Origin of the sequence: Streptomyces sp. DT2A-34, assembly GCF_030499515.1 — a bacterium.
GTDB lineage: Bacteria > Actinomycetota > Actinomycetes > Streptomycetales > Streptomycetaceae > Streptomyces.
On sequence record NZ_JASTWJ010000001.1, the window covers coordinates 1,060,466 to 1,073,961 of the forward strand.

The following is a 13,496-nucleotide window of genomic DNA, read 5'->3' on the forward strand; positions in this document are numbered from 1 at the left end:
GGGTCACCTTCCCCCAGGGGGCGCGGCTCACGCGGTGGCGTATGTCACAGAGCGTTACTTCTCACACGGCGGTCCCGCGTCGTCGTGAGGTGGGTCGCGGGAGGTGTCACAGCGCTGGTGAGACAGCGATACTGCTGCATATGACGACCGACACCACCGAGGGACCGACCCTCACGATCGACGAACTGGCCGCGCGGGCGGGTGTGACGGTCCGCACGGTGCGGTTCTACGGCACCAAGGGGCTGCTGCCGCCCCCGGTGATCGGTCCGCGCAGAGTGGGACGGTACGGGCACGAGCATCTGGCCCGGCTGGCGCTCATCGAGGAGTTGCAGCAGCAGGGCATGACGCTGGCGGCCATCGAACGGTATCTGCAGCAGCTGCCACCCGATCTGGACGCCCATGACCTCGCCGTTCACCGGGCCGTGGTGGCGTCCTGGGCGCCGGAGGCCGTGGAGACGGTGACACGGGCGGAGTTGGAGCGGCGGGCGGGGCGGGCGCTCGGCGACGACGACGTGGAGCGGCTGGTCGCGATGGGAGTGGTCGAGGCCGGGGGCGGGGGCGGGGAAGCGGACGGCTCCGACTCCGGCTCCGGCTCCGGCTCCTACCGCGTCGACCTCGGGCTGCTGCGGCTGGCGGTCGGGCTGCTGGACGTGCCCCTGTCGCAGGAAGCGATACTCGCCGCGCGCAAGGTCCTCATCGAGCACTCACGCGCCGCCGCGCACGAACTGTCGCGGCTCTTCCGCGGCGAGGTGTCCGAACGCGCGGCGCAGGACGTGAAGTCCCTCTCCGCGCACATGCAACCGCTGGTGGTGCAGGCTCTGTTGACGACCTTTCAGCGATCGCTCAGGGAGGAGCTGAGGGAGTGGCTGGCCGGCATGGCGGAGGAACGCGGATCCGCCTGACACGTCGAGGGTCTGCCCGGTCAGGAAGGCCTGCCGGTCACGGACGTACTCGAAGCCGCCGTACGCGCCGACCGTGCGCTCGGCGGTGGCGGTGCGCCGACGGGTCCACTCCGCCTCCGGAGCGGACCCGCACAGGTTCACACCGTCACACGTCCGCGATCACGGGCTTCCATAGATCTTGCTGTAGTCGGCGCAGTCCCAGTCGCTGCCCCGTTCCGTGAGGCACTCCTTGGCCTCGAACCATGACACGGTGTCGTCGAAGTTCCATGTGTAGCTGTTCTCCGCGCCCGACCCCGAGGCGGAGAGGTACTCGGTCCTGTCGCCGCCCCACCCGTCCTGGTACGTGGCACGCAGGTACACGCGCGCACCGTGCGAGTCGGCCTTCGTGTCGCGGATGTTCACCTTGACGTAGTACCGACCGCCGGAGAGGCTGACGGTGCCCCAAGCGTGAGCACCCACGAGGTCGCCCTGCGTGTACTGGAGGTTCCAGCTCGAAGCCGCGTTGGCGGTTCCCGCGGAAACTCCGACGGTCAGTGCGGCCCCGGCGGCGACCACTCCGAGTGATCGCATGATGAGCTTCGTACGCATACGTCCCTGCCTCCCGGTCGAGCTTCTCGGATTCATCCACGAACCTTGCGTCCATGAAGCTAGGGACGCTGCTTTGCGCAGACCTTGGACGATCCTTGAAACCCCTGGTCACGGCCGGGACGCCGACCTCGGCCTCCTCCAGGTTGACGCCGTAGCCGCGGGCCCGGATCAGGGCGAGGGCGAGGACAGGGTGTCGGTGCCGTCCGGGACGGCCAGGTGCACGTTCTCGTGCGCTCGACCAGGCCGAGCCGGACCAGTTCGCCGATCAGCCGGTGCGGGTCGCTGTGAGTCGGCGGCGTGCGTGCGTCTCCGGCGCGGTTTGCGTGTGAGTCGCCGTCACGATCGCAGCGGCACGTCGACCAGGAGCGGCCGGGTCAACCTCCCCGCACCGGCGACCAGTTCGCGCAGATGGGTCGCGCTCTGCGCCCGTACCGCGTCGACGCCGAAGAAGCCCGCGGCCTGGGTGAAGTCGAGTTGCCCCAGCTCGGTGCCCGGGCAGACGCCCTGGCCGCCCATCGACTGGTAGGTGTCCTGGACGGTGCGGTAGGCGCCGTTGCTCATCACCACGAACAGGACGGGGGCGGACTGCCGGGCGGCGCTCCACAGGCCCTGCAGGCCGAACAGTGTGCAGCCGTCGCCCAGGACGGCGACCACGGGCCGGCCGGGTTCGGCGAGCGCGCGGCCCACGGCGGCACCGATGCCCCAGCCGAGGCCGCCGCCGACGGTGTGGGTGTAGCTGCCGGGGCGGTCCAGGCGTACCAGGCGGCGTAACAACAGGCCGACGGTGATGGCCTCTTCGACGACCACGGCGTCGGGCGGCAGGCCCCGGGCCACGGCGTGGGCGGCGGCCCAGGGGGCGAGCGGGGCCCGGGAGTAGGCGGCGCGGGCCGCGGACTCGGCACGGTCGCGGTCGGCGGCGTGCCGTTCGCCCGCCCGCAGGATGCGGGACTTGGCGGTGTGGCCGGGGACGCGGTCACGGAGCAGTTCGGCGAGGCGGTGCAGGGAGGGGGCGAGGGCGCCGACGAGTCCGGTGTCGGCGGGGAAGTTGCGGCCGATCTCGTCCGGGTCGGAGTCGAGTTGTACGACGGTCAGGCCGGGCGGCAGGGCGGGGCCGGGGGTGTAGTGGTGCGGAGTGAAGGCGTGCGCGCCGGCGATCAGTACGGTGTCGTACGCGGCGAGCGCGGTGCGGATGGCGTCGTGGCGCGGGGGCAGCATCCCGGCGTGGAGGGGGTGCGTGGTCGGGAAGTTCAGGTAGTCGGCCATCGGCTGGTGGTGGACGGTGGCGCCGCAGGCCTCCGCGGTGCGTATGAGCGCGCCGAGGGCGTCCTCGCGGCCCACGCCGTCGCCCGCGACGATCGCCGGGCGGGTGGCGTCGCCGAGCAGGAGCGCGGCGCGTTCCAGGCCCGGGGCCGGTCCCGGTGCGGGTGTGGGGGTACGGGCCGGGACCTCGATCTCGGTGTCCTCGGCGAGGAGGTCCATCGGGACGGAGAGGAACACCGGCCCTGCGGGCGGCCGTACGGCGAGCGCGAAGGCGCGGCGCAGGGCGAGTGGGAGGTCGCGGGCGTGCTGGACGTCGAAGGTCGCCTTCACCGCGGGGGCCGCGAGGCCCGTCAGGTCGCCCGAGAGCATCGGGTCCTGCTGGAGGTGGCGGCGGTCCTGCTGGCCGGCCGTCACCACGAGGGGGGTGCGGGAGCGGCGGGCGTTGAGCAGGCCGATCAGGCCGTTGGCCAGGCCGGCCGCTATGTGCAGGCTTACGAAGGCGGGGCGGCCGGTGCCGCGGGCGTAGCCGTCGGCCATGGAGACCACGGCGCCCTCGTGGACGCCGAGGACGTATTCGGGGGCATCGTCGGTCTCCGACAGGGCGGCGAGGAACGGCAGTTCGGTGGTGCCCGGGTTGCCGAAGACGCGGTCCACGCCCTCGCCGCGCAGGATGTCCAGGAGGGCGAGGGCGGGGCGGGTTCCCATGGGGCTCCTCGGGGGGGGCGGGGCCTGGAGGGGGTCGCCGGTCAGTGTCGGGGGGCGGTGGGGTGGGGGCAAGAGGGCGTGTCGCTCAGCGGTACGCGGGGGTGAGCGCCGGGCGGTTCCTCGCCCCCGCCGCCCCTACCCGTCCCGTCCCCAGGGGCTCCGCCCCTTCGACCCCGTTCCCAGGGGGCTCTGCCCCCTGGACCCCCGCTCCTCAAACGCCGGAGGGGCTGACGTACTCAGCCCGTCCGGCGTTTGAGGACGAGGCCCGTTCAGGGCCGAAGCGGGGGTCTGGGGGCCGCAGGCCCCCAGGGATGGGACGGGTAGGGGCGGCGGGGGCGAAACCCACCCCCACCCCCGGCGTCACCCGTCCCCGAACCCCTCCCCCTTCCCCGCCTTCTCCACCAGCAACGCCGGCGGCGTGAACCGGTCCCCGTACCGCTCCGCCAGCTCACGCGCGCGTGCCACGAAGCCGGGTAGGCCGCCCTCGTAGCCGTTGATGTACTGCAGCACGCCACCCGTCCAGCCGGGGAAGCCGATGCCGAAGACGGAGCCGATGTTGGCGTCGGCGACCGACGTCAGGACGCCCTCTTCCAGGAGCCTGACCGTGTCGAGCGCCTCGGAGAACAGCATGCGTTCCTGCATGTCCCGGAAGGGGATCTGCGCGCCCTCGCGCGTGAAGTGCTCGCGCAGGCCCGGCCACAGAGCCGTCCGCTTGCCGTCCGCGTCGTAGTCGTAGAAGCCGGCACCCCCGCTGCGCCCCGTGCGGCCGAACTCGTCGACCATGCGGTCGATGACGGCCTCGGCGGGGTGGGACGTCCAGGTGCCGCCCGCCTCCTCCACGGCCCGCTTGGACTCGCCCCGGATCTTGCGCGGCAGCGTGAGCGTCAGTTCGTCCATCAGGGAGAGGACCTTGGCGGGGTAGCCCGCCTGGGCCGCCGCCTGTTCGACCGACGCGGGCTCGATGCCCTCGCCGACCATCGCGACGCCCTCGTTGATGAAGTGGCCGATGACGCGGGAGGTGAAGAAGCCGCGGGAGTCGTTGACGACGATGGGCGTCTTGTTGATCTGGCGGACCAGGTCGAAGGCGCGGGCCAGCGCCTCCTCCCCCGTGCGCTCGCCCTTGATGATCTCGACGAGCGGCATCTTGTCGACCGGGGAGAAGAAGTGGAGGCCGATGAAGTCCGTCTGGCGCTCGACGCCCTCGGCGAGCGCCGTGATGGGCAGGGTCGAGGTGTTGGAGCACAGCAGCGCGTCCGGCGCGACGATGTCCTGGATCTCCTGGAACACCTTGTGCTTGAGCTCCGGGTTCTCGAAGACCGCCTCGATGACCGCGTCACAGCCGGCCACGCCCTGGGGGTCGGCCGTCGGCGTGATGCGCGCCAGCAGCGCGTCGGCCTTCTCCTGCGTCGTACGGCCCCTGGAGACCGCCTTCGCGCACAACTTCTCCGAGTAGCCCTTGCCCTTGACCGCGGCTTCGAGCGACACGTCCTTGAGGACCACCTCGATGCCCGCGCGGGCGCACGAGTAGGCGATGCCCGCGCCCATCATCCCGGCGCCCAGGACGGCGACCTTGCGGACCTTGCGCGGCTCGATGCCCTGGGGACGGTTGGCGCCGGAGTTGACGGCCTGGAGGTCGAAGAAGAACGCCTGGATCATGTTCTTGGAGGTCTGGCCCGCCGCCAGCTCCACGAAGTAGCGCGCCTCGATGACCTGTGCCGTCTCGAAGTCGACCTGCGAGCCCTCGACAGCGGCCGCGAGGATGTTGCGCGGGGCCGGGTAGGGGGCGCCGTTCGTCTGCTTGCGCAGGCTGGCCGGGAAGGCGGGCAGGTTCGCCGCGAACTTGGGGTTGGCGGGTGTGCCGCCGGGGATCCGGTAGCCCGGCTTGTCCCAGGGCTGCTGCGATTCGGGGTGGGCCTCGATGAAGGCGCGGGCCTTGGCGAGCAGTTCCTCCTGGGTGGCGGCCACGTCGTCGATCAGGCCGTTCTGCAGGGCGCGCTGCGGGTTGTACTGGGTGCCCTGGAGGAGGACCTTCAGGAGCGCGTCGGCGATGCCGAGGAGACGGACGGTGCGTACGACGCCGCCTCCGCCCGGCAGCAGGCCGAGGGTGACCTCGGGGCAGCCGATCTTGGAGCCGGGCGCGTCGAGGGCGATGCGGTGGTGGCAGGCGAGGGCGATCTCGTAGCCGCCGCCCAGGGCCGCGCCGTTCATCGCGGCGACGACCGGCTTGCCCAGGGTCTCGATACGGCGCAGGTGGCGCTTGATCTCCATGCCGCCGTCGAACAGTTCCCGCGCGGTCTCGGGGGTGACCCGGATCAGGTCGCGCAGGTCGCCGCCGGCGAAGAAGGTCTTCTTGGCGGAGGTGATGATGACACCGCGGATGGTGTCCTTCTCGGCCTCCAGGCGGTCGGTGATCACGGCGAGGGAGTCGCGGAACGCCTGGTTCATGGTGTTCGCGGACTGGTGGGGGTCGTCGAGGACGAGGGTGACGACGCCGGCGCGGTCCTGTTCCCAGCGGATGGTGGTGCTCTGTGTCATGACAGGGTCTCCGTTGAAGTCTGTTGGTGTACCGCTGATCGCGCCGGGGATCAGACGCGCTCGACGATGGTGGCGATGCCCATGCCGCCGCCGACACAGAGGGTCGCGAGGCCGTACCGCTTGTCCTGGCGCTCCAGTTCGTCGACGAGCGAGCCGAGGATCATCGCGCCGGTCGCGCCGAGCGGGTGACCGAGGGCGATCGCGCCGCCGTTGACGTTGACCTTGTCCAGCGAGAGGCCCATGTCCTTCACGAAGCGCAGCACGACGGCGGCGAAGGCCTCGTTGATCTCGACGAGGTCGATGTCGTCGATGGTCAGTCCGGCCTTGGCGAGGGCCTTGCGGGTGGCGGGCGCGGGGCCGGTGAGCATGATGGTGGGCTCGGAGCCGGAGACGGCGGCGGAGACGATCCGCGCGCGCGGCGTGAGGCCGTAGCGCTCGCCGACCTCCTTGGTGCCGATGGCGACCAGCGAGGCGCCGTCGACGATGCCGGAGGAGTTGCCCGCGTGGTGGACGTGGTCGATCTTCTCGACCCAGTGGTACTTCTGCAGCGCCACGGCGTCGAAGCCGCCGAGGTCACCGATGTCGGCGAAGGAGGGCTTCAGCTTGGCGAGGGAGTCGGCGGTGGTGCCCGGGCGCAGGTGCTCGTCGTGGTCGAGGACGACGAGGCCGCTGCGGTCCTTGACCGGGACGACGGAGCGGTCGAAGCGGCCCTCCTTCCAGGCCGTCGCCGCCCGCTCCTGGGAGAGGGCCGCGTACTCGTCGACGTCGCGGCGCGAGAAGCCCTCGATGGTGGCGATCAGGTCGGCGCCGATGCCCTGGGGCACGAAGTTGACGGCGAGGTTGGTCATCGGGTCGTTGAACCAGGCGCCGCCGTCCGAGGCCATCGGCACCCGGGACATGGACTCCACGCCGCCCGCGAGGACCAGGTCCTCGAAGCCCGAACGGACCTTGGCGGCGGCCATGTTCACGGCCTCCAGGCCCGACGCGCAGAAGCGGTTCTCCTGTACGCCCGCGACGGTGTCCGGCAGTCCGGCGGCGATCGCGGCGATGCGGGCGATGTCGGAGCCCTGGTCGCCGACCGGTCCGACGACACCCAGCACGATGTCGTCGATCGCGGCCGGGTCCAGGCTGGGGAAGCGGTCGCGGAGCTCGTGGATGAGGCCGACGACCAGGTCGATCGGCTTGGTGCCGTGCAGGGCGCCGTTCGCCTTGCCGCGGCCGCGCGGGGTGCGGATCGCGTCGTACACGTACGCTTCGGTGCTCACTGGTAAGCCTTTCGAGGGTGAGAGTCAGCCAAGCGATGGAGCCTTGGTCGGGCAGTGCGGTCTCAGCCGAGCAGGGAACGGCCGATGATCTCCTTCATGATCTCGGTCGTCCCGCCGTAGATGGTCTGGATGCGGCCGTCGGTGAAGGCCCGGGCGACCGGGAATTCGCTCATATAGCCGTAGCCGCCATGCAGTTGGAGGCAGCGGTCCGCGACCCGCTTCTGCAGCTCGGTCGCCCACCACTTGGCCATGGAGGCGTGCACGGCGTCGAGCGTGCCGCTGTCGTGGTCCGCTATGCAGCGGTCGAGGAACGCGCGCGTGACGGCGCACTCGGTGGCCATCTCGGCTATCTCGAACCGGACGTGCTGCTTGGTGGCGAGCGGCCGGCCGAAGGCCTCGCGCTCCTTGACGTAGTCGGTGGTGATCTCCAGCAGGTGCTCGGCGGCGGCGATCGCGGAGACCGCGATGCTCAGGCGCTCCTGGGCGAGGTTCGTCATCAGATGGACGAAGGCGCCGTTGAGTTCGCCGAGGAGGTTCTCCTTGGCCACGCGTACGTCGTGGAAGAACAGCTCGGCCGTGTCCTGCGCCTTCTGGCCGATCTTGTCGAGGTTGCGGCCGCGTTCGAAGCCGGCCGTGCCGCGCTCGACGACGAGCAGCGACAGGCCGTGCGCGCCGCCCTCGGGGGTCGTCTTCGCGACGACGATGACCAGGTCGGCGAGGATGCCGTTGGAGATGAACGTCTTGGAGCCGTTCAGCACCCAGTGGTCGCCGCGGTCCTCGGCGTGGGTGCGGATGCCCTGGAGGTCGGAGCCGGCGCCGGGCTCGGTCATGGCGATGGCCGTGATCAGCGAGCCGTCGCAGAAGCCGGGCAGCCAGCGCCGCTTCTGCTCGTCGGTGGCGAGCGAGGTGAGGTACGGGCCGATGATGTCGTTGTGCAGGCCGAGGGCGAGGCCGGGCGCGCCCGCGCGCGTGAACTCCTCGGCGAGTACGGCGCTGTAGCGGAAGTCGGGCGTGCCGCCGCCCCCGAACTCCTCGGGCACGGCGAGCCCGAGCAGGCCCTGCTTGCCTGCGGCGCGCCAGGCGTCCCGGGAGACGATGCCGTCCTTCTCCCATTGCTCGTAGTACGGCAGCACCTCTTTGGCCAGGAACGCGCGCACGGTCTCGCGGAACGCGTCGTGCTCGGGAGCGAAGATCTGCCGCTTCATTCGAGGCCCTTCATGTCGGTGTCCTCCACTTCGAGGCCCTTCATCAGCTCGGGTACGCCCCATTCACGCGCGACCTCCGCCGTGTCGGCGCCCGGTTGCGCGGGGCCGGTCCGTACGGCGGTCGGGGTCGCCGAGAAGCGCGGTGCGGGCGCGGGCTGGGTGATGCCGCCGTGGTCGGTGAAGGTGCCGCGGGCGGCGAGGTGCGGGTGGTGCGGGGCCTCGCGCAGGGACAGGACGGGGGCCACGCAGGCGTCGGAGCCCTCGAAGACGGCCGTCCACTCGTCTCTCGTACGGGACTTGAAGCGAGCCGCGACCGCCTCGCGCAGCTCGCCCCAGCGGGCCCGGTCCTTGCGGGCGGAGGCGAAGTCCGTGACGCCGAGCAGCTCCAGGAACTCGTCGTAGAACTGGGGTTCCAGGGCCCCGACCGCCATGTAATTGCCGTCGGCCGTCTCATAGGTGCCGTAGTACGGGCAGCCGCCGTCCAGGAGGTTGGCGCCGCGCCGGTCCTGCCAGCCGCCGGCGGCGAGCATGCCGTGGATCATCGCGGCGAGGTGGGAGGTGCCGTCGACGATGGCGGCGTCGACGACCTGGCCGGTGCCGGTCGCGCGCGCGTGATGGAGGGCGGCGAGGACGCCGACGACGAGGTAGAGGGAGCCGCCCGCGTAGTCGCCGACCAGGTTGGCGGGGACGGCCGGCGGCTCGTCGGGGCTGCCGATCATGCCGAGGGTGCCGGTGAGCGCGATGTACGCGATGTCGTGGCCGGCGCGGTGGGCGAGCGGTCCCTCCTGGCCCCAGCCGGTCATACGGCCGTAGACGAGCGCCGGGTTGCGGGCGTGGCAGGCCTCGGGGCCGACGCCGAGGCGCTCGGCGACGCCGGGGCGGTAGCCCTCGATGAGGATGTCGGCGCGGGCGGCGAGGTCGAGGACGCGGGCGGGACCGTCGGGGGACTTCAGGTCGACGATCACCGAGCGCTTGTTGCGGTTGGTGATGTCGTACGCGGTTTCGATGGCGAGTCCCGTGCCGCCGGGCCGGTCCACGCGGACCACGTCGGCGCCCAGGTCGGCGAGGAGCATGGCGGCGAACGGGCCGGGCCCGATGCCGGCCAGCTCGACCACGCGCACGCCGGTGAGCGGGCCCTGTCCTGGCGTCGTTGCCATCCAGCCCCCAGATATGTGACACAACTGCTGTAACACCAGCGATGCTAAGAAGATGCATCCACGGACACAAGAGCAAGCGCTTAGGAAGTTACCCGCCGGAAGCCCGGCCGCGAACCCGCCCCGGCGCCATCAGCGCCCGTCCAGCTCGGCTATCAGCCGCTTCGGCGCGATCGTGCGGTAGCTCTCCTCCACCCAGTCGCACAGCAGCTCCGCCGCCGGGGCGCCCTTCTGTTCCAGCGGGATGCTCACCCAGCCCGACTTGCCCAGGCCGTACCCGGCGGGCTCGGCGCCCGGGCACGTCAGGGCGTGGGCCGACTCGTCCTTGAGCTTCACCGTGATGCCCAGCGGATAGCTGCCGTCGTCGACGCCCAGGAAGACGAACACCTTCTTGTTGACCTTCGCGACCGTCTCGCCCCAGGGGTACTCCTCGGCGGCGCCCGGCATGCCGAGGGCGAACTCGCGCACTTTCTCCCACTTCTTCAGGGCATTCCTGGGCACGGCCACCACATACCTCCCGGCCTCGTCGTCGGGCTCCGCACTCCTCACGCTAGCCTCGGCCACCGACAACGGCGCGTGCTGCGAGACCGAGGGGTGTCATGACCAGGCTGAACAGGACGGATCGTCCGTACGACATCGTGCTCTTCGGGGCCACGGGCTTCGTCGGGGCACTCACCGCGGAGTACCTCGCCGCGCACGCGCCCGAGGGGCTGCGCTGGGCGATCGCCGGCCGCAGCAAGGAGAAGCTGGAGAGGCTGCGCGAGCGGCTGCCCGGCGGCTCGGGGGTCGGGGTGCTGGAGGCGGACGTCGCCGATCCGGCCTCGATGCGCCGTCTCGCCGAGCACGCGCGCGTGGTGGCCACGACGGTGGGTCCCTATGTGACGTACGGCGAGGATCTCGTCGCCGCCTGCGCGGACGTCGGCGCCGACTACCTCGACCTGTCGGGTGAGCCGGAGTTCGTGGACCGGACCTACGTCCGGCACGACGCACGCGCGCGTGAGACGGGCGCGAGGCTGGTGCACGCCTGTGGTTTCGACTCGATCCCGCACGACCTGGGCGCGTACTTCACCGTCCAGCAGCTGCCGGAGGGCGTGCCCCTGGCGGTGGACGGGTTCGTGACGGCCGACGCCACCTTCTCGGGCGGCACGTTCGCGTCGGCGCTCAACCAGTTCTCGCGCGGACGCCAGATGCTGACCGCCGCACGCGACCGCGCCCGCCACGAGCCGCGGCTGATGGGGCGCCGGGCACTGGCGCCGACGGGTGCGCCCCGGTTCGCCAAGGAGGTGGGTGCGTGGGCGGTGCCGCTGCCGACGATCGACCCGCAGATCGTCAAGCGATCCGCGCGGGCCCTCGAACGCTACGGCCCCGACTTCCGCTACCGCCACTACGCCGCCGTACGGCATCTGCCCATCGCCGTCGGCGGGGTCGCCGCGATGGGAGCGCTCGTCACGGCCGCCCAACTGCCGCCCGCCCGGCGCTGGTTGTCCGACCGGCTGAAGCCCGGCGAGGGTCCGAGCCCCGAGAAGCGCGCGAGGAGTTGGTTCTCGGTCCGCTTCGTCGGCGAGGGCGGTGGCCGACGGGTCTTCACCGAGGTGGCGGGCGGCGACCCCGGGTACGACGAGACGGCGAAGATGTTCGCCGAGTCGGCCCTGTCCCTCGCCTTCGATGACCTGCCGCCCACCGCCGGCCAGGTCACGACGGCGGTCGCGATGGGGGACACGCTGATCCAGCGGCTGCGCGGGGCGGGGATCACCTTCCGGGTGGCCGCGACCCGCTGAACCGGCACTACGCCGAAGCGGCCCCGGGCCGAACCGGTCCTACGCCGAACCGTCCTACTGGGTCCACCCCGCCACAGTGAAGATCATCCCGCCGATCCAGGCGAGCCCCGCCACCACGGCGAGAACCAGCGCGGCCGTCACGGCACGCTCGACGGGACGGTTCGGGTCGGCAAGGGGCTTCGTGGCGCGGTGCGTCGTCATGCGTCACAGCCTGCCGATCACCGCCGGGGGCGACATCCGTAGAGGTACTCAGCCGAGGTACTCAGTCGGCCTGATCGGGCGCCGGCCAGTCCCCCAACGCCGCCGCGATCCGGTCCCGCACGGCGGGATCGGGCGCCGCGTGGGCGAGCCGAACGGCGATGGGGCCGATCTGCCAGCCCGCGTGATGGTCGTAGAAGGGCGGTGGCACTGCCTCGTTGTGGGCGACTTCGCCGACCAGCTCCGCGAGGCGGACCAACAGCCGCTGCTGCTCCGTCGGGTGCTCCCCGGCCTCAATCCCCCGCCCGCGGACCAGCCCGAACACCTCGCTGCCCCGACTCCGACGATCGCGGTCGCCCGCCAGTTCCACCGCGGCGTCGATCTCCGGGGTACGGCCCAGGCCCTCCTCCGCGGCCGCGAGCACGCGCCCTGCCCAGGCCACGGGGCAGGGGCCGACGCTAGAAGAGGGGCCGCCCTCACGTCCGGGTCGGGTCCGCAGCCGCTCGGGCGGCGAGTTCCGGTCCGGGACCGGTCGCCTCCTTCAGCGCCCGGCGGCACAACGAGTCCGCGCGGCGCGTCGTCTCCGGAAGTCGGTACTCGGGGGCCAGCGCGAGCGCGTGCGCGCAGGCGTTGTCGAGGCTCACCCGGTGGCCGACGGAGACGAAGACCGGCTTGACGGCGCCCCGGGTGCGCAGGGCGCGGCCAACCTCCTCGTCGCCCGCCATGAGCGGCGCGGACGATCCGCGTTCGGGGGCGGGGTCGTCGTAGGTGAAGGTGAAGGGGTTCTTGGCCACGCCGATCGTCGGCAGGCCGGTCAGGACGCCGAGGTGGCTGGCGAGGCCGAAGCGGCGGGGGTGGGCGCGACCGTAGCCGTCGCAGACGACGAGGCCGGGCGTGCAGGGCAGAGCCTCCAGGGCGGCCAGCACCGTGGGGATCTCGCGGAAGGCGAGCAGGCCGGGGACGTAGGGGAAGGAGATCCGGCCGACGGCCGTGGCCTCGGCGACGACGTCGAGGGTCGCCGCGTCCAGGACGACCGCGGCCGCGGCGACCACGTCCCGCTCGTCGTCGTAGGCCACGTCGACCCCGGTCACGTGCCCGGCTCCGGGCGGCGGCCCCGGCGCGTCGAGCACCACCCGCGCGCGCAGTTCGTCCTGGACGGCGCGGGCCTCTTCCTCGGTCGCGGGCCAGCCCGCTGGAATGCGTACGGTCGTCATGGTGGGGACGAGGGTACGGGGCCCGGGACGGCCGCGGCGGGCTCGGGGGTACGCTCGTGATCATGTTCGTACTCGAGCTGACCTACACCGCCCCGCTCGATGCCGTCGACGCCGTGCTGGAGGCCCATGTGGCGTGGCTCGACGAGCAGTACGAGAAGGGGACGTTCCTCGCGTCCGGGCGCAAGAACCCCCGCGACGGCGGGGTGATCCTCGCTGTCGCGGAGGACCGGGCGCGGATCGAGGCGATCGCCGCGACGGACCCGTTCGTCGGCGCGGGCGTCTGCGCGTATCGCATCACCGAGTTCGCCGCCACGAAGACGGCCCCGGAGCTCGCGCGCCACCGCGAGACGCCCGGCTGAGCCTCATTTGCCCAGCGCCTGCTTGAGCTGGCCCTTGTTCATGTCCGAACGCCCGTGGATGTTGCGCTTCTTGGCCTCCTCATACAGCTGGTCGTAGGTGGGCCCCTGGGAGCCCTTGCCCGACCGCTGGCCGCCCCGCTTGCCCGAGGACATGTCCTGGGTGGACGTACGGCTGGCGGTCTTGGAGTCGCCGGACCGTGCGCGCTCCTTGTTCACCGTTCGCGCCGCGATCTCCTTGGCGCGCGAGGTGCTCTCGCCCCGGTCCTCGGCGCTCTTCTTGATGTGCTCGTACTGGCGTTCCCGCTTCGAGCTCGAACCGGCTGGCATATGAGT

14 protein-coding genes are annotated in these 13,496 nt (G+C 71.8%); 3 read left to right on the plus strand and 11 right to left on the minus strand.

Annotated features, from left to right (window positions below; translation table 11 throughout):
- The first annotated feature begins 140 nt into the window (after positions 1–140).
- Positions 141–902, plus strand: coding sequence for a MerR family transcriptional regulator (locus QQM39_RS04545; protein WP_301995332.1), 762 nt, complete (start codon positions 141–143; stop codon positions 900–902).
- 159 nt (positions 903–1,061) lie between these two features.
- Here the strand turns inward: QQM39_RS04545 and QQM39_RS04550 are convergent, their stop codons facing one another.
- The 7 genes from QQM39_RS04550 to QQM39_RS04580 all read right to left on the minus strand — a co-directional run bounded on the left by QQM39_RS04550 (position 1,062) and on the right by QQM39_RS04580 (position 10,121).
- Positions 1,062–1,472, minus strand: a complete 411-nt coding sequence (locus QQM39_RS04550) for a hypothetical protein (RefSeq protein WP_301995333.1) — start codon at positions 1,470–1,472, stop codon at positions 1,062–1,064.
- A gap of 354 nt (positions 1,473–1,826) precedes the next feature.
- On the minus strand, positions 1,827–3,455 hold the full coding sequence (locus QQM39_RS04555) for a thiamine pyrophosphate-binding protein (protein WP_301995334.1): 1,629 nt from the start codon (positions 3,453–3,455) through the stop codon (positions 1,827–1,829).
- Positions 3,456–3,815: 360 nt separating this feature from the next.
- On the minus strand, positions 3,816–5,990 hold the full coding sequence (locus tag QQM39_RS04560; RefSeq protein WP_301995335.1) for a 3-hydroxyacyl-CoA dehydrogenase NAD-binding domain-containing protein: 2,175 nt from the start codon (positions 5,988–5,990) through the stop codon (positions 3,816–3,818).
- Between the two features lie 50 nt (positions 5,991–6,040).
- Positions 6,041–7,255 (minus strand): acetyl-CoA C-acetyltransferase, encoded by a 1,215-nt coding sequence (locus QQM39_RS04565; RefSeq protein WP_301995336.1) that lies wholly within the window; start codon positions 7,253–7,255, stop codon positions 6,041–6,043.
- A 62-nt stretch (positions 7,256–7,317) separates the two neighbouring features.
- Positions 7,318–8,460 (minus strand): acyl-CoA dehydrogenase family protein, encoded by a 1,143-nt coding sequence (locus tag QQM39_RS04570; protein ID WP_301995337.1) that lies wholly within the window; start codon positions 8,458–8,460, stop codon positions 7,318–7,320.
- Positions 8,457–9,617 (minus strand): CaiB/BaiF CoA-transferase family protein, encoded by a 1,161-nt coding sequence (locus tag QQM39_RS04575; RefSeq protein WP_301995338.1) that lies wholly within the window; start codon positions 9,615–9,617, stop codon positions 8,457–8,459. The genes QQM39_RS04570 and QQM39_RS04575 overlap by 4 nt, the downstream gene beginning before the upstream one ends.
- A gap of 129 nt (positions 9,618–9,746) precedes the next feature.
- Positions 9,747–10,121, minus strand: coding sequence for an MmcQ/YjbR family DNA-binding protein (locus QQM39_RS04580; RefSeq protein ID WP_302003475.1), 375 nt, complete (start codon positions 10,119–10,121; stop codon positions 9,747–9,749).
- A gap of 92 nt (positions 10,122–10,213) precedes the next feature.
- Between QQM39_RS04580 and QQM39_RS04585 the strand changes: the two genes are divergently transcribed.
- Positions 10,214–11,392: a trans-acting enoyl reductase family protein gene (locus tag QQM39_RS04585; RefSeq protein WP_301995339.1), complete on the plus strand. Its 1,179-nt coding sequence runs from the start codon at positions 10,214–10,216 to the stop codon at positions 11,390–11,392.
- Between the two features lie 54 nt (positions 11,393–11,446).
- Here the strand turns inward: QQM39_RS04585 and mmpA are convergent, their stop codons facing one another.
- The 3 genes from mmpA to QQM39_RS04600 form a co-directional block, all read right to left on the minus strand.
- Complete coding sequence (gene mmpA, locus QQM39_RS04590; RefSeq protein ID WP_301995340.1) at positions 11,447–11,593, minus strand: morphogenic membrane protein MmpA; 147 nt, start codon at positions 11,591–11,593, stop codon at positions 11,447–11,449.
- 61 nt (positions 11,594–11,654) lie between these two features.
- Positions 11,655–12,032: a hypothetical protein gene (locus tag QQM39_RS04595; RefSeq protein ID WP_301995341.1), complete on the minus strand. Its 378-nt coding sequence runs from the start codon at positions 12,030–12,032 to the stop codon at positions 11,655–11,657.
- A gap of 34 nt (positions 12,033–12,066) precedes the next feature.
- The gene (locus tag QQM39_RS04600) at positions 12,067–12,804 is read right to left on the minus strand and encodes an endonuclease V (protein ID WP_301995342.1); all 738 of its coding nucleotides are present in this window, start codon (positions 12,802–12,804) and stop codon (positions 12,067–12,069) included.
- Positions 12,805–12,866: 62 nt separating this feature from the next.
- Here QQM39_RS04600 and QQM39_RS04605 point away from each other — a divergent pair, with 62 nt between their 5' ends.
- A complete protein-coding gene (locus tag QQM39_RS04605) occupies positions 12,867–13,163 on the plus strand; it encodes a YciI family protein (protein WP_301995343.1) in 297 nt (98 codons plus the stop codon).
- A 3-nt stretch (positions 13,164–13,166) separates the two neighbouring features.
- Here QQM39_RS04605 and QQM39_RS04610 read toward each other — a convergent pair whose 3' ends face one another.
- Positions 13,167–13,490 carry a plasmid stabilization protein gene (locus QQM39_RS04610; RefSeq protein ID WP_301995344.1) on the minus strand — a complete coding sequence of 108 codons (324 nt, stop codon included), beginning with the start codon at positions 13,488–13,490 and terminating at the stop codon, positions 13,167–13,169.
- Positions 13,491–13,496 lie beyond the last annotated feature (6 nt).

Excerpts from the sequence above, each read along its gene's own strand:
- QQM39_RS04555 (WP_301995334.1), bottom strand. The coding sequence starts at position 3,455 with ATGGGAACCCGCCCCGCCCTCGCCCTCCTGGACATCCTGCGCGGCGAG.
- QQM39_RS04610 (WP_301995344.1), bottom strand. The coding sequence starts at position 13,490 with ATGCCAGCCGGTTCGAGCTCGAAGCGGGAACGCCAGTACGAGCACATC.
- QQM39_RS04600 (WP_301995342.1), bottom strand. The coding sequence starts at position 12,804 with ATGACGACCGTACGCATTCCAGCGGGCTGGCCCGCGACCGAGGAAGAG.
- QQM39_RS04560 (WP_301995335.1), bottom strand. The coding sequence starts at position 5,990 with ATGACACAGAGCACCACCATCCGCTGGGAACAGGACCGCGCCGGCGTC.
- QQM39_RS04545 (WP_301995332.1), top strand. The coding sequence starts at position 141 with ATGACGACCGACACCACCGAGGGACCGACCCTCACGATCGACGAACTG.
- mmpA (WP_301995340.1), bottom strand. The coding sequence starts at position 11,593 with ATGACGACGCACCGCGCCACGAAGCCCCTTGCCGACCCGAACCGTCCC.
- QQM39_RS04605 (WP_301995343.1), top strand. The coding sequence starts at position 12,867 with ATGTTCGTACTCGAGCTGACCTACACCGCCCCGCTCGATGCCGTCGAC.
- QQM39_RS04570 (WP_301995337.1), bottom strand. The coding sequence starts at position 8,460 with ATGAAGCGGCAGATCTTCGCTCCCGAGCACGACGCGTTCCGCGAGACC.
- QQM39_RS04575 (WP_301995338.1), bottom strand. The coding sequence starts at position 9,617 with ATGGCAACGACGCCAGGACAGGGCCCGCTCACCGGCGTGCGCGTGGTC.
- QQM39_RS04585 (WP_301995339.1), top strand. The coding sequence starts at position 10,214 with ATGACCAGGCTGAACAGGACGGATCGTCCGTACGACATCGTGCTCTTC.
- QQM39_RS04550 (WP_301995333.1), bottom strand. The coding sequence starts at position 1,472 with ATGCGATCACTCGGAGTGGTCGCCGCCGGGGCCGCACTGACCGTCGGA.